Origin of the sequence: Methylomarinum sp. Ch1-1 (assembly GCF_030717995.2) — a bacterium.
GTDB lineage: Bacteria > Pseudomonadota > Gammaproteobacteria > Methylococcales > Methylomonadaceae > Methylomarinum > Methylomarinum roseum.
Genome location: NZ_CP157743.1, coordinates 2260442 through 2275943, shown reverse-complemented (window position 1 = coordinate 2275943; position 15502 = coordinate 2260442). Strand labels below are relative to the sequence as shown.

At 52.1% G+C, this 15502-nt stretch carries 16 protein-coding genes; 2 read left to right on the top strand and 14 right to left on the bottom strand.

Translation table 11 applies throughout. The features are described from left to right. Positions 1-46: 46 nt before the first annotated feature. From pnp to rimP, 7 genes are all read right to left on the bottom strand, one after another. Positions 47-2131, bottom strand: coding sequence for a polyribonucleotide nucleotidyltransferase (pnp, locus tag Q9L42_RS10675; RefSeq protein ID WP_305908445.1), 2085 nt, complete (start codon positions 2129-2131; stop codon positions 47-49). A 228-nt stretch (positions 2132-2359) separates the two neighbouring features. Next, a complete protein-coding gene (gene rpsO / locus Q9L42_RS10670; RefSeq protein ID WP_305908446.1) occupies positions 2360-2629 on the bottom strand; it encodes a 30S ribosomal protein S15 in 270 nt (89 codons plus the stop codon). Between the two features lie 111 nt (positions 2630-2740). Beyond that, positions 2741-3655, bottom strand: coding sequence for a tRNA pseudouridine(55) synthase TruB (gene truB, locus Q9L42_RS10665; RefSeq protein ID WP_305908447.1), 915 nt, complete (start codon positions 3653-3655; stop codon positions 2741-2743). Between the two features lie 367 nt (positions 3656-4022). Then, a complete protein-coding gene (rbfA, locus tag Q9L42_RS10660) occupies positions 4023-4379 on the bottom strand; it encodes a 30S ribosome-binding factor RbfA (protein WP_305908448.1) in 357 nt (118 codons plus the stop codon). A 3-nt stretch (positions 4380-4382) separates the two neighbouring features. Then, complete coding sequence (infB, locus tag Q9L42_RS10655) at positions 4383-7088, bottom strand: translation initiation factor IF-2 (RefSeq protein WP_349431040.1); 2706 nt, start codon at positions 7086-7088, stop codon at positions 4383-4385. 14 nt (positions 7089-7102) lie between these two features. Beyond that, complete coding sequence (gene nusA, locus Q9L42_RS10650; RefSeq protein ID WP_305908449.1) at positions 7103-8617, bottom strand: transcription termination factor NusA; 1515 nt, start codon at positions 8615-8617, stop codon at positions 7103-7105. Next, positions 8607-9092: a ribosome maturation factor RimP gene (gene rimP / locus Q9L42_RS10645; protein ID WP_305908450.1), complete on the bottom strand. Its 486-nt coding sequence runs from the start codon at positions 9090-9092 to the stop codon at positions 8607-8609. Before rimP ends, nusA begins: the two co-directional genes overlap by 11 nt. A gap of 1088 nt (positions 9093-10180) precedes the next feature. Between rimP and Q9L42_RS10640 the strand changes: the two genes are divergently transcribed. Both Q9L42_RS10640 and Q9L42_RS10635 read left to right on the top strand, forming a co-directional pair. Then, entirely contained in the window at positions 10181-10351 is a 171-nt protein-coding gene (locus Q9L42_RS10640) for a hypothetical protein (protein WP_305908454.1), read from the top strand. A gap of 50 nt (positions 10352-10401) precedes the next feature. Further along, complete coding sequence (locus tag Q9L42_RS10635; RefSeq protein WP_349431039.1) at positions 10402-10761, top strand: hypothetical protein; 360 nt, start codon at positions 10402-10404, stop codon at positions 10759-10761. A 202-nt stretch (positions 10762-10963) separates the two neighbouring features. Here Q9L42_RS10635 and nirJ read toward each other — a convergent pair whose 3' ends face one another. The 7 genes from nirJ to Q9L42_RS10600 are packed head-to-tail and all read right to left on the bottom strand — an operon-like array spanning position 10964 to position 15456. Continuing rightward, positions 10964-12100: a heme d1 biosynthesis radical SAM protein NirJ gene (gene nirJ / locus Q9L42_RS10630; protein ID WP_305908455.1), complete on the bottom strand. Its 1137-nt coding sequence runs from the start codon at positions 12098-12100 to the stop codon at positions 10964-10966. 1 nt (position 12101) lies between these two features. Further along, entirely contained in the window at positions 12102-12584 is a 483-nt protein-coding gene (gene ahbB / locus Q9L42_RS10625) for a siroheme decarboxylase subunit beta (RefSeq protein ID WP_305908456.1), read from the bottom strand. Further along, positions 12581-13024, bottom strand: coding sequence for an Lrp/AsnC family transcriptional regulator (locus tag Q9L42_RS10620; RefSeq protein ID WP_305908457.1), 444 nt, complete (start codon positions 13022-13024; stop codon positions 12581-12583). Before Q9L42_RS10620 ends, ahbB (Q9L42_RS10625) begins: the two co-directional genes overlap by 4 nt. Beyond that, entirely contained in the window at positions 13017-13523 is a 507-nt protein-coding gene (gene ahbB, locus Q9L42_RS10615) for a siroheme decarboxylase subunit beta (RefSeq protein ID WP_349431038.1), read from the bottom strand. Before ahbB (Q9L42_RS10615) ends, Q9L42_RS10620 begins: the two co-directional genes overlap by 8 nt. After that, entirely contained in the window at positions 13495-13974 is a 480-nt protein-coding gene (locus Q9L42_RS10610; protein ID WP_349431037.1) for an Lrp/AsnC family transcriptional regulator, read from the bottom strand. Before Q9L42_RS10610 ends, ahbB (Q9L42_RS10615) begins: the two co-directional genes overlap by 29 nt. A 1-nt stretch (position 13975) precedes the next feature. Continuing rightward, positions 13976-15145, bottom strand: coding sequence for a cytochrome D1 domain-containing protein (locus tag Q9L42_RS10605; RefSeq protein ID WP_305908461.1), 1170 nt, complete (start codon positions 15143-15145; stop codon positions 13976-13978). A gap of 14 nt (positions 15146-15159) precedes the next feature. Continuing rightward, positions 15160-15456, bottom strand: coding sequence for a c-type cytochrome (locus Q9L42_RS10600; protein ID WP_305908462.1), 297 nt, complete (start codon positions 15454-15456; stop codon positions 15160-15162). Between the last annotated feature and the right edge of the window lie 46 nt (positions 15457-15502).

Genomic DNA, 15502 nt, shown 5'->3' with positions numbered 1-15502 from the left:
ACAAAAAAGGGCCTTACGGCCCTTTTTCATGACAGTCGGAAGAGGATTATTCTTCTTCGTTATCGACTTCCTTCATGCTCAGTCTGACTCGTCCCTGACGATCGATTTCCAGCACCTTGACCTTAACGACATCGCCTTCAGACAGCTTGTCACTGACTTTTTCGACTCGCTCATCGGAAATCTGGGAAATATGGACCAATCCATCCTTGCCGGGCAGTATTGTTACGAACGCCCCAAAATCCATCAAGCGAACCACCTTGCCTTCGTAAATTTTACCGACTTCAACTTCGGCGGTGATTTCTTCGATAATACGGCGCGCTTCCTCGCCGGCGGCCTTATCAACCGACGCGACATTAACCATGCCATCATCGGTCAAATCGACGCTGGCGCCGGTTTGCTCGGTGATGCCGCGTATCGTGGCGCCGCCTTTACCGATGACCTCGCGAATTTTGCTCGGATCGATTTTGAAAGAAATAATTCTTGGCGCAAAGTCCGACATCTCCTCACGGGTCGCCGACAAGGCTTTGTTCATTTCGCCAAGTATATGCAAACGCCCCTGCTTCGCCTGTTCCAAGGCCGTTTTCATGATTTCGGCGGTAATGCCGTCGATTTTGATATCCATCTGCAGCGCAGTGATACCGTTTTCCGAACCGGCCACCTTAAAGTCCATATCGCCCAAATGATCCTCATCGCCCATGATATCCGACAGCACCGCGAATTGTTCGCCTTCCTTGATCAGACCCATCGCGATACCGGCGACTTGGGCCTTGGTCGGCACGCCGGCGTCCATCAAGGCCAGACTACTGCCGCAAACCGAAGCCATCGAGCTGGAACCATTGGATTCCGTGACTTCAGAAACCACGCGTATGACATAGGGAAATTCCTCCATGTTCGGTAGAATCGCGCTGACGCCGCGTTTCGCCAAGCGGCCGTGACCGATTTCGCGTCGTTTCGGCGAGCCGACAAAACCGGTCTCGCCGACGCAATAAGGCGGGAAGTTATAATGCAGCATGAAAGGCTCTTTATATTCGCCTGCCAGCGCATCGATAATTTGCGCATCACGATCGGTGCCCAACGTCGCCACGACCAGCGCCTGGGTTTCACCGCGAGTAAACAAGGCCGAACCATGCGTTCTTGGCAAGACGCCGGTTCTCGCGCTAATCGGTCTGACTTTATCCAGTTCGCGGCCGTCGATGCGCTTGCCTTCATTCAATATCGAGCCGCGAACGATTTTCTTCTCCAGGTGCTCGATGATGTTACGAATGTCGAGTTCTTCGTATTCTTCATCGGCGGTCAGCTTTTCCACGACCGCAGTTCTGATTTCATTCAGCTTGTCTTGACGAACCAGCTTCTCGGCAATCTGGTAAGCCGCTCTGATGCCTTGCTCGGCCTCGGCGACGACCAACTTCTCCAACGCGTCGTTGACGTCCGGCGCGCTCCATTCGACCGCAGGCGCAGCCGCCTCGGCGGCGAATTCCTTGATCGCATTGATCGCCGTTTGCATTTGCTCATGACCGAACAAAACGGCGCCCAACATCACTTCCTCGGACAATAACTCGGCTTCCGATTCCACCATCAGCACGGCGTGTTCGGTGCCGGCGACGACCAGCTCCAATTGTGACTCTTTCAGCGTCGGCGTCGATGGGTTCAAGAGGTATTCACCGTCTTGATAACCGACACACGCGGCGCCCACCGGACCGTTAAAAGGCAATCCGGAAACCGCCAGCGCCGCAGAAGCGCCCAACAAGGCCGGGATTTCGGCGCCCACTTCGGGATTCAGCGAAACGACGGTGGCGATAATCTGAACTTCATTAGTGTAACCATCAGGAAATAGCGGGCGAATCGGCCTGTCGATCAGGCGCGAAATCAATGTTTCATTTTCACTGGGACGCCCTTCACGTTTAAAAAAGCCCCCCGGTATTTTACCGGCGGCATAGGCTTTTTCCTGATAATTGACAGTTAGCGGAAAGAAGTCACCGCCAGCGGCTTCTTTTTTACCAACGACTGTCACCAGCAACGATGTGCCTTCGACATCGATCAATACGGCACCATTGGCCTGACGAGCGATTTCACCGGTTTCTAGAGTTACCAAGCGATCGCCGTACTGAAATTGTTTCCTGATAGGATTCACTATAAGGTTCCTTTGCGTTAAAGGTTATTTGAGGATTTTTCATGTTGCGGAGGCGGCCAACCATCGACCGGCCCCTGCATGAAACCGGCGCTTTAGCGTCCGGCTTCTTGTTTCTCAGGCGCTGTGCGCCAAGGAGACCGACGCCTTCCTGCGCCGGAGGTTTAGTCCATTAGCGACCAAACCATCTAAAAACAGAAACGGCACAGAATGTGCCGTTTCCAAGTTGTGTTATTTGCGCAGACCTAAACGCTCAATCAAAGAACGATAACGCTCGACGTCTTTCTTTTTCAAGTAATCCAGCAATTTACGGCGCTGGTTAACCATTCTCAACAAACCACGACGAGAATGATTGTCTTTTTTATGTTCTGCGAAATGCGGTGTTAAATGAGTAATGTGAGCAGTCAGTAAGGCGACCTGCACTTCGGGTGATCCGGTATCGGTTTCCGATAAACGGTATTCTTCAACAACGGCTTTCTTTTGTTCTGCTGTAAACGGCATGCTTAATCCCTATCGATTAATAAATAAAATAACTGCCATCAAAACGATGGCGATGGGTTACACGGTTTCCACCATAGGGTATAGAAACCGATGTTCTTCGCTGCCCGCACATCAGGCGGACTCGCTGCTTAGGTGGAACAGCTTTTTCGGCGCTATTTTACCATTCAAAAGCATTTCACCCAAACCTAAAAAAACCTGATCACAATACATTCGGACCATTCCTCGAGCCGGGACATCAATAGCGATTTGTTGACCTTGACGGATACGCTCGGCCTGATCGCTAGGCACCTGAACGGCGGGCATGCTCTCTAGCGGTTTATCGACCGCGATCAGACTATGTTGCAACGCCGTTTCATCCATCGCCGTCAACTGTTCCAGGGTCAGCGCCTGATCGATGCCGAAACGCCCGGAAGCGGTTCTGCGCAAAGCCTTCACGGTCGCGCAACAACCCAGATAATGGCCGATATCCTCGGCCAGCGAACGGATATAAGTCCCTTTGGAACACTGCACATCCAAGCTTAGGCAATCACCGGCGACGACCCCCAGCAAACGCAATGAAAAAATCGTGATGCGCCGCGTCTTCCTATCGACGACCTTGCCTTCCCGAGCCAACTCATAAAGTTTCTTGCCCTGATGCTTCAAGGCCGAGTACATCGGCGGAACCTGCTCTATTTCGCCAGTGAAATGGCGCAAACAATCCTGTATTTGCTGCTCGGTCAATTCCGGCACCGGCAACTGCTTGACCACCTGACCTTCGGCGTCGCCGGTATCGGTCATCACGCCAAGCCTTACCACGACTTGATAACGCTTGTCATCGTCGAGCATCAACGCAGATACCTTGGTCGCCTCGCCGAAGCACAACGGCAACAAACCCGTCGCCAAGGGATCCAGACTGCCGGTATGACCGGCCTTGTTGGCATTGAACAATCGCCGCACTTCCTGCAGCGCCTTGTTCGATGACACGCCTAAACGCTTATCCAACAACAAAATACCATGGACATCGCGCCCGGATTTTCGTTTTGCCATGACTTCTCTAATTATTATCTGCGTCTGTTTATCAATCCATTCGGCTTAAACAGGTTTCAAACGCAAAACCTGAAGCTCGTGCCTCCCAACCGTCAAGACTTGATTTTTCATTAACTCAGCAAGTACAGCGTTAAGCAGGCCCTTGTTAGCTGCCAGGAATATATTTACCCAGCGCCTTCTGGAGCAATCGTTGCTAAAAAGTAACTGCTCGCCTCACTTATCGAACGCGGCAGGGCATGTAGGGTGGATAAGCCTGAAGGGCGCATCCACCAAAGATGCCGACCCGGTGGATGCGCTCCGCTTATCCACCCTACGAATGGGGGGAGTAGTTACGCTAAAAAAACATTTTTAGACTGAATAGTGACAGTTAATTTTCGTCATCCTCGCCTTTAAGCAACTCATCGACGCGCATACCGGTGTCAAACGAATAATCGTAGTAAAAGCGAAACTCGGAGATATGACGTAGACGCATGCGTTTCGCCACTTCATGACGAATCACCGGCGCAAGCTCATTGAGCGCCACGATATTGAGCTTCTTGCCCTCTTCATCGGCATTCAACACCGTGACATAGATCTTCGCCACCGCCAGGTCTTTGGAGACCACCACTTCGTTGACGGTGACAAAACCCAGCCTGGGATCTTCGATCTCTCTCTGCAAGACATAGGCGAGTTCTTTCTGCATTTGCGAAGAAACCCGCTCGCTGCGACCATATTCTTTCGGCATCGCTTATATTTCCCGTCTTACTTCAACGCGTTCGAAGACTTCGATCTGATCACCCGCCTTAACATCGTTGTAGTTTTTCACGCCGATGCCGCACTCCATACCCATCTTGACCTCGTTGACGTCATCCTTATAGCGTCGCAATGATTCCAGCTGCCCTTCAAAAATCACCACGTTGTCGCGCAAGACCCTAATCGGCAAATTACGCTTGACATAACCGTCGATGACCATACAGCCGGCAATGGAACCGAACTTCGGCGAGCGGAACACATCCCGCACCTCGGCCAGGCCGACAATATTTTCCTGAATCTCGGGAGCCAACATACCGCTGATTGCGCGCTTAACCTCGTCGATCGCATCGTAAATCACACTGTAATAATGCAGATCGATGTCTTTCTCCTCGATCAGTTTACGCGCCGTCGCATCGGCACGAACATTGAAGCCGATCAAAATCGCCCCGGATGCCAATGCCAGGTTGGCATCGCCCTCATTGATACCGCCGACGCCGCCATAGACACACTTCACCTGAACCTCGTCGGTGGACAGTTTCACCAGCGACTCGCGCAACGCCTCCAAGCTGCCCTGCACATCGGTTTTGATGACCAGATTGACGGTAGCCACCTCGCCGGCCGACATCCTGGAGAAAACCTCATCCAATTTCGAAGCGGCCTGAGCGGCATGTTTACTGGATTTTTTGCGATCTTCGCGGTGTTCCGCCAACTCTCGGGCGACTCGCTCATTCTGCACGACCAGAAACTCATCACCGGCGTCAGGCGTACCGGACAAGCCCAGCACTTCCACTGGCACACACGGCCCGGCTTCTTTAACGGGTTTGCCGTTTTCGTCGAACATGGCGCGAACACGGCCGTACTCATGGCCGCATAAGACGATCTCGCCTTTGTTCAACAAGCCTTTTTGCACCAACATCGTCGCTACCGCACCCCGGCCCTTGTCCAGTCTCGATTCGATACAGATACCTGAAGCGACGCCGCTAACCGGCGCCTGCAATTCAAGAATTTCGGCCTGTAGAATCAACGATTCGATCAAGTCATCGATGCCTTCACCGGTTTTTGCTGAAACTTTGAGAAATTGTACATCCCCCCCCCAATCTTCGGGCACGACATTGATCGTAGCCAACTCCTGCATCACCTTATCGGGATTCGCTTCCGGCTTGTCGATTTTATTGATGGCGATAATCAATGGCACCTCGGCGGCGCGCGCATGCTCGATGGCCTCCTTGGTTTGCGGCATGACGCCATCATCTGCGGCGACCACGACGATGACGATATCGGTCAATTCGGCCCCACGCGCCCGCATCGCGGTAAAGGCCGCGTGCCCCGGGGTATCGAGAAAAGTCACCGAACCGTGATCGGTCTTGACCTGATAGGCGCCGATGTGTTGGGTAATGCCGCCAGCCTCGCCGGCTGCGACTCTCGTCTTGCGTATATAGTCAAGCATCGAGGTTTTACCGTGATCGACATGCCCCATGATGGTCACGATAGGCGCTCTAGGAGATAATTCGCGTTCATCGCTCTCGGCTTGGACCTCAGCCAGCATTTCCTGCTCAAGATCGTCCTCGCTCTGCATAATCGGATTATGGCCCATTTCTTCAACCAGGATGACCGCGGTTTCCTGATCGATGCTCTGATTGATGGTGGCCATAATGCCTAGCTTCATCAAGTGTTTAATAACCTCGGCGGCCTTGACACTCATCTTCATCGCCAGATCGGACACGATGATATTTTCCGGTATCATCACATCCCTAACCACCGGTTCGACCGGTTTTTCAAACTGATGCTTGGCCTGCATCGCCAGTTCAAAATCAGGCCTCTCCCGACGCTGCCTGCCTTTCTTGCCTTTCGCCTTACGGCCGCCTTCTCCGCCTCTAGCCTCCTTAGTCTGAGGTTGAGGGGCGCCGCGTTTAACGCGTCCTTCCTGTTTTTTCTTATGCAAGGTCTGCTGTTGCTTTTTCGCCTCCGCCTGCTTTCTAACCTTCTCGGCCGTTCTCTGTACAGCCTCTTCCAGACGTTGTTTTTTCTCTTCTTCCAGCCTTTGCACTTGCGCCTCTTTCTCGCTAAGTTCCGGCTCGGATTTTTCGGCTTCCTGGACCTGCTCAGGTTCGCCTTTTTCCGAAGTCGTCTTTTCTTCAGGCGCTTGCGGCTGCGCTTCGGCAGTCGCTTGTTCCGCTTTTTTCGCTTGCGCCAATTCCTGTTCTTTACGGGCGGCTTCCGCAGCCGCCTCCTCTTGCTGTCGTCTTTTTTCTTCCGCCAACTGCTGCTGCTTAGCTTCCTGCTTTTGACGCGCTTCCTGTTCCTCAGCCATTTTTTTCTGATGCTCTTCCAGAGCCTGCTTGGCCATCGCCAGCTCTTTCTGCTCGTCGGTGCCGGCAACCTCGCTACGTTTGATATAGGTTTTTTTCTTACGCACCTCGACGCTGACTGTTTTAGTCGCCGCGCCCGGCGTTGAAGATTGCTTCAACTCGGTCACCTTGCGACGCTTCAAGGTGATGCGTGTCGGCGTTGTCGCGCTATCATCATTGTCCGCCTTACCATGACGCTTACGTAAATGCGCCAGCAATTTGACTTTGTCATCTTCACTGACAATATCATCGGGTGCATGGGGAACCAATCCTGCTTCTTTTAACTGCTCCAAAAACCGTTCTAGCGGTATTCCGACAATTGTGGCTAATTCCTGTACTGTTTTTTCACTCATGCTTTCCCCCGTGCCTATTCGCCCTGCTCATCTGCGAACCATGGTTCGCGAGCTTTCATAATCAATTTTGCCGCTCTCTCTTCATCCATGCCGGTTAAATCAAGAATATCATCGATTGACTGCTCAGCCAGATCATCCATGGTAATGATACCTTTCGCCGCCATTTCATGCGCCAACTCCTCATCCATCCCTTCCATTTCCAATAAATCCTGCGCCGGCTCAGCTGTCTCAATCTTTTCTTCGGAAGCGATAGCGCTGATCAATAGCGCATCTTTAGCGCGGCTTCTCAACGCCTCGACCAGCTCTTCATCGAATCCCTCGATTTCCAGCATTTCCTCAACCGGAATGTAGGCAATCTCTTCAATATTATTCAACCCGACTTCAACCAGAATCTCGGCAATTTCCTCGTCGACATCCAGTTGCTCGATAAAATCCTGTTTCGCTTTCGCCGCCGCCTCGTCATGATCCTTATCCGCCGCGTCGGCGTCGAGAACATTCAGCTCCCAACCGGTCAATTCGGTGGCCAAACGCACATTCTGGCCACCCCGACCAATCGCTTGCGACAAGCTATCAGTTTCGACTGCGACATCCATGCTGTGATTATCTTCGTCGACGACTATCGATTCGATTTCGGCCGGCGCCATCGCATTGATGACGAACTGAGCCTCATTGTCATTCCAAAGCACGATATCGACGCGCTCACCGGACAATTCATTGGAAACGGCCTGAACCCTGGAACCCCGCATACCGACACAGGCGCCGACCGGATCAAGGCGCGGGTCATTGCTTTTCACGGCAATTTTGGCTCTCGATCCGGGATCCCGGGCGGCCGCCTTAATCTCGATCATGCCCTCGCCCACTTCGGGCACTTCCAGACGAAACAGCGCGACCAACAACTCAGGCGCCGTCCGACTGACAAACAATTGCGGACCGCGCGGTTCGGAGCGGACGTCCTTCAAATAGCCTCTGATTCTATCTCCCATACGAATCGACTCCCTGGGGATCATGTCTTCCCGAGAGATATAAGCCTCGACGTTGCCGCCGAGATCGAGATAAACACTGCCCTTTTCCACACGCTTGACCACGCCCGTGATCAATTCGCCGACCTTGTTCTGATAAGCCTCTACAATTTTTTTCCGTTCCGCTTCCCGAACCTTTTGGATAATGACCTGTTTAGCCGTTTGCGCGGCAATACGACAGAAGGCAACCGACTCTATCTCTTCTTCGACATAATCGCCGACTTCAATATCGGGATTATCGAGTTGCGCCACTTCCAATAAAACCTGCGATTCTGGAAATTCAACATCGCCATCGATCTGGTCGTTCGCATCGACCACTTCCCAGCGACGATAAGTCACATAGTCCCCTGTCGCACGGTTTATCGAGACGCGCGCTTTAATGCGATTTTCGTGTCGCTTGATGGCCGCAGCTTCCAAAGCAGATTCAATCGCCTGAAAGACAATTTCTTTGTCAATTTCCTTTTCATTAGCAAAAACATCTGCTACTAATAAGATCTCTTTATTTGCCACTGCGAACTCCTTTATTGAGTAAAAATTCAGGCACTAGTCGCGCCTTACTCATAGCGTTAAATGGTATTTCATAGGTCTGATCTCCTTCTTGTAGGACGACGACATCACCCTCTACTTTCTTAATCAGACCGGTAATCTTTCTACGTTTGTTGATAGGCTTAAACAAATTTACCGTTATTGTGCTGCCTAGAAACTGTTGAAACTGGCTCAACTTGAAAAATGGCCTATCGGCGCCCGGCGATGAAACTTCCAGCTGATAATTCCCCTGAATGGGATCCTCGACATCCAGCACCCCACTCAGCTGATGACTGACTTGGGTGCAATCCTCCAACTGAATTCCGTTTGCACTGTCGATATAGACCCTGAGCAACCCGTGCTGCGGATGTGGATTATATTCGATGCCGACGCATTCATAACCCAGACCTTCAACAACTGGCTCAATCAGATTCACCAAATGCTCTGGAGCCTGTTTCATCCTGTCCTCACTTTTTCACACACAAAAAAAAAGAGCCTTAGGCTCTTCCATAAACACTCGATTGACCTAACGTTTCCTTTACCCATCCCCATAAAATAAAAAACCCCATAGCGGGGCCATCAAATGAATCAAAGTATTGAAACTATTTAGTTAACCATTTCAAGTTAAGCTAAAATTTATCCTCACAATTATACGATCTCATCGATCTTCCGTCAAACCCTATTTAACACAGACAGTGGATTTGGCAGACGGATTCGCCGTTAGGCAATCCGCCTTCGATACGCACAACGGCTAATTTTGCCCCGGAGGAGGGTTTTGGCGGCTTGCTTCGCGAAGCCGCCCTACGATGCGGTAGGGGGTGCTGACGACAGGAAGCGCACCTTGTTTCGATGCGCTTCACGTTCCCGCCAGGCGTAGGGTGCATTTTATGCACCGAAAACACTTAACGAGATTCCGATTCAAAAATGGTGCATGCAATGCACCCTACGCGAATTTGTGGGCCCAAGACCGAATATCGCCGTCAGGCAATCCGCCTTCGATACGCACAACACCAATTTTGGCCCCGGAGGAGGGTTTTGGCGGCTTGCTTCGCGAAGCCGCCCTACGATGCGGTAGGGGGTGCTGACGACAGGAAGCGCACCTTGTTTCGATGCGCTTCACGTTCCCGCCAGGCGTAGGGTGCATTTTATGCACCGAAAACACTTAACGAGATTCCGATTCAAAAATGGTGCATGCAATGCACCCTACGCGAATTTGTGGGCCCAAGACCGAATATCGCCGTCAGGCAATCCGCCTTCGATACGCACAACACCAATTTTGGCCCCGGAGGAGGGTTTTGGCGGCTTGCTTCGCGAAGCCGCCCTACGATGCGGTAGGGTGTGCTGACGACAGGAAGCGCACCATGTTTGATGCGCTTCACGCTGTTCAGCACATCCTACAAAGGCAAGGCTACATTGGCTTCGCAACCGTCGGCTTGATTCACCGCAATGCAACCCTTGTTTGATACTTGTTATCGAATCGATATTTTCTTGACTCCCTTCTCATTTATCCGTTAATGTATCGATTCAAAACCAACTAAGGAGGCTATCATGTCCGAACAACAAGAAAAAGATCATTTTGTTTTATATGTCGCTGTGTTCGCCGCAATCGCTGTCGGCGCACTGCTAGCGGTCAAAATGAACGAGAACGAGAAGTTTGAGCCCATCAAAGAACAATTACAAGAAGAAACTCGGATGATGAACATTCGCGTTCTAAACTAAATAATAACAACAAAATTATAAATCAGCTCTAAGAGTTAACAGGAGTCACCATGAAATCAAAGCTTTTTTTCTTTCTTTTGCCGCTAGTCTGCTTTTCCAGCGCCGGCAACGCCACCGAATACATTTACCGTGATTTAATGGCTAATTCGCTGCCCTCCGCCAAATGCGAATCGCTGGATAAGGCCAAAAAGTCGGCGGCAAAACCCTACAATGTCAGACGCTACAGTAAGAAATTTTGTCAAACCCAAGGCTATGGCTGGCATGTCGATGAAATTAAGAGCTCAGGAGAGGTCGCCTGCAACGAGTGCAGCGATGAACCCGGCTTACAGACTTGCCATCTAGAAGATATCGTCGTCACCTGCAAACGAATCAAACCGGGCTCGGTCGGCATGCTGCCCGGAAAAGGTTAAACGCTAATGATTGAGCGTAGTTCGACGCTTAACAAGAGACAGGATGCATACGCTTTAACTTTAATAGGATAATGCCCAGGTTCAAGGAGAAAGGCTCAGCAATGCCACCGCTAATACTGCGCCTTCACCTTGAACCTTGGCCAGTTCAGTATAGGATACGACGACTGAAACATTGGACACACTCGCTCCAGCGCAGTAGCCTTTAGGCGATTTCGTCGTCATGCAAATAACAGCCGGGGTCTTCCTGCCAGGGGTCGGCATAGATTTGCTGCGCCCTGACTCGAGTATTGCCGTTGCAGATGGCCTGAAAACGACAACTGCCGCAACGCCCCTTAAGCGGTCTGGGCCTCGCCTTCAGTCCGGCCATCAAGGGATCGGAAGTATCCCGCCAAATTTCGGAAAATTTTCTATCGCGGACATTGCCCAAATCGTAATGCCACCAGAAGGTATCCGGATGCACATTGCCGAGGTTATCGATATTGGCGACGTTGACGCCCGAGGCATTGCCGCCCCACTGCCGCAATTTGGCCTCGACATGCTCCGCCCTGTCCGGATAGTTTTCTTTGACCCAATGGAGAAAATACACCGCATCGGCATCGTTATTGCCGGTCACGACCTCGCGATGCAATCCCTGCCGCTCCCAGCTCAAACAGGCCTCGAACAAGCTGTCCATGATTTGCCGGGTCATCTTGAAGGCGGCATCATCCTTGCGGTTCTTGTTGCCGCGCCCGCCGTAATTCAGATGCGACAAATAAAACTTGTCGAGCCCTTCATCGTCCATTAATTGCAGCATCGCCGGGAAATCTTTGGCGTTATCCTGAGTCAGGGTAAAGCGGATGCCGGCCTTGATGCCTTTTTCTCGACATAAACGAATGCCATCCATCGACGCCGCAAACGATCCCTGCTTTCGTCTGAAGGTATCGTGCGTCTCGCCGATGCCATCCAGACTGACGCCGATATATTGGTAACCTATTTCGGCGATTTCGTCGATATTTGCGGGAGTGATCAGCGTCCCGTTGCTGGATAGCGCCACATAAAACCCCATGTTTTTGGCGCGCCGGGAAATCGCGAATATATCCGGGTGCAGCAACGGTTCGCCGCCGGACAGAATCAACACCGGAACATGAAAATCGCGCAAGTCATCCATGACTTGATAGATTTCGCCGAGCATTAATTCGCCGGGAAAATCGATATCGGCGGAAGTCGTGTAACAATGCTTGCAGGTTAAATTGCAGCGGCGAATCAAGTTCCAGATCACCACCGGTCCGGAAGGCTTGCGCGGCGTTTTCAGCGGCGTCGGATGCAACACCTCGCGCATGTACTGGCTCAAACGAAACATGTCAACTCCCTATCCGCAATCCGGTTTTCTTCAAAATACGCGTACTGTACAACACGTCCTGGCCTTGATTGAATTCGCCTAATAACGCCGCAATGACGGCGATTTGCTCCTTGACGCCTTGCTCGGTCTTGCTGTGCACCATGGCAAACAGATTATAAGGCCATTCCGGCAGATGCCTGGGACGATGATAACAATGACTGACAAAATCCAGCTGGCCGACCTTCCCGCCTAATTCGTCGATCTTGTCGTCGACGATATTCCACACCGTCATGCCGTTATAACGATACCCCAGCTTATAATGATTGGGAACTGCACCGATACGGCGTATGGCGCCGCTTTCCTGCATCGCCCGCATTCTTTGCATCACTTCCGCGGCAGTCAGGCCGATTTGCTCGGCAATCGCCTGATAGGGCTGAGCAAGCAATGGCAAACCGCCCTGCGTGGCCTGGATGATCCGTCGGTCGATGGCATCGATAGCGGTCATGCCTGCAGCCTCAAGCCGACATAGTATTCATTGATTTTCGGCATATTATAAACCTTCAAGCCAGTTTGCTGTTCGATGCGCGCAATCGTCTGCGGTAATTGTTCGGGGGTTTCAGTCGCCAGCACAAACCACATGTTCAAGCGATGATTACGAGCGTAATTATGGGCGACTTCGGGAAAACTATTGACGATTTCGGCGATCTTCTCAAAATCCTCCGCCGGCGCCGCAACGGCCGCCAGACTCAACGCCCCACCCATCTGCTCGGCATGATACAGGGGGCCGAAACGCGACAGTACGCCTTCATCGAGCAAGGCCTGCAGGCGTTGCAACAAGAGCGATTCGGCAATCCCCAATTGCTCGGCTACCTGGGCGTACGGCGATTCGCAGATAGGAAAACCGTCTTGCAAGTGATTGATGATGATTTTATCGAGCTCATCCATGTGACGTGGCAATATCCTCTGCCGGCGTTGGTTTGTAAAGCGCGCCGCGCTGTTTAAAACAGCGCCTGCTGAACAACACCTCCATCGCAAATTGCCCTAGACCACAGGCCTCGACCAATTGCGCCAGTTGCTCCAACACCCGCTGCCGGCTCTTACCGTGTATCATGCAATACAGATTATAAGGCCAGCGTTCACCCTGCCTGGGCCGCTGATAACACAGCGACACAAAACTGAATTGACTGATGTGACCGCCGAGCTGATCAATCAGCGCATCGGGCACATTCATGACGATCATCGCATTGGATTGATAACCCAGCTTGCGGTGATTGACCACCACGCCGAAACGCTTGATCAGACCCAATCGCTTGAGTTTGCCGAGCCGGGCGATGACCTCTTGTTCGCTTAAATCGACTTTCGCGCCAATCTCGGCATAAGGCCTGGAGCTGATTGGCAAGCCCCGCTGCACCGCCTCAATCAAGCGGTAATCTATCGCATCCATCATCCAGCTCCAGCTCAAAGCCCAGATTGATAAAATAATCCGCCAATAACGGCAGCCGCATGGTTGGATAACCGCTTTGCTGCTCTATCTTGTCGAGGGTCCTAAGCAGGTGCCCCTCATCATTGGCTATCAATACGAACCACAAATTGAAACGGTTTTCCCGTTCATAGTTATGATTAACTTCGGGAAAACGACTGATCAGATCGGCGACCTGCTGCAAGCGTTGCCCAGGCACGGCCATCGCCACCAGCATGCTGCTGCCGATACGATTCGGCCTGATAATCGGCCCGATCCGATTGATCAGTCGCTGATCACTCAGATCCCGCATGGCCGACAACACCTCTTCTTCGTCAACCCCCAAACTATCGGCGATATCCCGATAAGGCGTCGGCGTCAGCGGAAAATCCTGTTGATAATCGTTCAACAACTGCTTATGCAACGACTTCAACATATCATAGACCTAATTTATAGGCGCGCGACGTAAAGAATATGCCGCTGGGCTTCTCAGCGTTAAGACGGGCTTTTACGCTGAAATCATCGGTATCGTAGACCATGACCCGGTCTTCATCACGCACCGACACCCACACTTCCTCGCCCCTCGGAGTAAACTCCATATGCAGCACCGCTTTACCCGGCTGCAACGATTGAACGATGCTCAGATCCTTGACATCGATGATTTGCAGATGCTGATTGTCGGGAAAGGCGAAATTGACCCAAATCTGCCGACCGTCCGGCCTGGCCATCACGAACACTGGCTGGCCCAATACCGGAATCCGCTTCACCAGGTTCCATTCACGTTTATCGATGACCAGCACCTCATGATGTCCGATCGCCGGCACGAACATCAAATCGCCGGCCATCGCCCATCCTTCCAGGTGCGGCATCTTATAGACCGGTAGCTTGTCATCCTGCTTACCGTAATCGGCCAGAATGCGTCGCACATTGAGCTCCGGTCGCCACAAATCCAATAACGCCAAACCGTTTTCGCCGAACAAACCGGCGATATAATACCGTCCATCGGGCGACAATAAAGCATCATAAGGCTGCTTGCCGATGTCTTGAAACTTTTGTATCTGGGGATTTTGCGGATCGTTCAGATCGACTACCCAGATTTCTCCGGCGTCAAACAGGCTGAACACGAAGCGCTGCCCCGGCGCATCGACCAAACCGACCACCTTGGAGCGCTTGTCGCCCTGATACAGCGCCGGTATATCGGCTACTTGCTGCAGCGTTTCGGTGGAAAAAACTTTCACGCCGCCCGGCGTGTAATTAGATACGGCAATCAGGCTGCCGTCCTGGGAAATGGCCCCGCCGATACTGTTGCCGGCTTGCACGATGCGCTTGTCTATCTTGTCCCGCAGCAGATCGATTTTCGTCAAGCCGCCGTCGCGTCCGAACACGAAGGCGTAGCGCTGATCGCGGGAAAACACGACCGAAGCATGGGAGAGATCGCCCAACGCTTCCACTCGTTTCAACACCGTCCTGTGACTGCTGTTGACCAACAGCGCACTGCCCTGTTCGCGTTCGATCACGACGCCGAGATCACCGGTGGCGCGAAGATTTTCGGCGACGGCGGTTCCGCATAACAAGCATGCGCTGATTAAGGAAATTTTGAAAAACATCTGTAGGATTTTGACTAGTCGATTTTAGGGGGCTGGCGCAAATACTCTACCAGCCAAGCGGCTTCCGATGCGCTGATGAAATCACGCCAGGGCGGCATCGCCGTCCCTTTTCTGCCATGCAAAATGGTCCGAATCAGAAAATCGTCTTCCTTGTCGGCGATCGCGCCCGCTAATAAAGCCGGTCCCAATCCGCCTTTCAAGGTCAGACCATGACAGGAGCCGCAATCATGCTTCAGCAGATGCAGCAGCTCCCGTTGTCGTTGAACAGACGGCTCATCGGCCCAGGCATGAGCGCTTAAGGCTAATGCCATGATCATGAAACTTATATTACGCTGTAAATGCATTGCGAATCATCCT

Bases quoted from the DNA above. Each gene is read 5' to 3' on its own strand.
- infB (WP_349431040.1), bottom strand. From the start codon at position 7,088: ATGAGTGAAAAAACAGTACAGGAATTAGCCACAATTGTCGGAATACCG.
- truB (WP_305908447.1), bottom strand. From the start codon at position 3,655: ATGGCAAAACGAAAATCCGGGCGCGATGTCCATGGTATTTTGTTGTTG.
- rbfA (WP_305908448.1), bottom strand. From the start codon at position 4,379: ATGCCGAAAGAATATGGTCGCAGCGAGCGGGTTTCTTCGCAAATGCAG.
- Q9L42_RS10610 (WP_349431037.1), bottom strand. From the start codon at position 13,974: ATGTTGAAGTCGTTGCATAAGCAGTTGTTGAACGATTATCAACAGGAT.
- Q9L42_RS10600 (WP_305908462.1), bottom strand. From the start codon at position 15,456: ATGGCATTAGCCTTAAGCGCTCATGCCTGGGCCGATGAGCCGTCTGTT.
- nirJ (WP_305908455.1), bottom strand. From the start codon at position 12,100: ATGTTTCGTTTGAGCCAGTACATGCGCGAGGTGTTGCATCCGACGCCG.
- ahbB (WP_349431038.1), bottom strand. From the start codon at position 13,523: ATGGATGCGATAGATTACCGCTTGATTGAGGCGGTGCAGCGGGGCTTG.
- ahbB (WP_305908456.1), bottom strand. From the start codon at position 12,584: ATGACCGCTATCGATGCCATCGACCGACGGATCATCCAGGCCACGCAG.
- Q9L42_RS10640 (WP_305908454.1), top strand. From the start codon at position 10,181: ATGTCCGAACAACAAGAAAAAGATCATTTTGTTTTATATGTCGCTGTG.
- Q9L42_RS10605 (WP_305908461.1), bottom strand. From the start codon at position 15,145: ATGTTTTTCAAAATTTCCTTAATCAGCGCATGCTTGTTATGCGGAACC.
- rpsO (WP_305908446.1), bottom strand. From the start codon at position 2,629: ATGCCGTTTACAGCAGAACAAAAGAAAGCCGTTGTTGAAGAATACCGT.
- Q9L42_RS10620 (WP_305908457.1), bottom strand. From the start codon at position 13,024: ATGGATGAGCTCGATAAAATCATCATCAATCACTTGCAAGACGGTTTT.
- Q9L42_RS10635 (WP_349431039.1), top strand. From the start codon at position 10,402: ATGAAATCAAAGCTTTTTTTCTTTCTTTTGCCGCTAGTCTGCTTTTCC.
- rimP (WP_305908450.1), bottom strand. From the start codon at position 9,092: ATGAAACAGGCTCCAGAGCATTTGGTGAATCTGATTGAGCCAGTTGTT.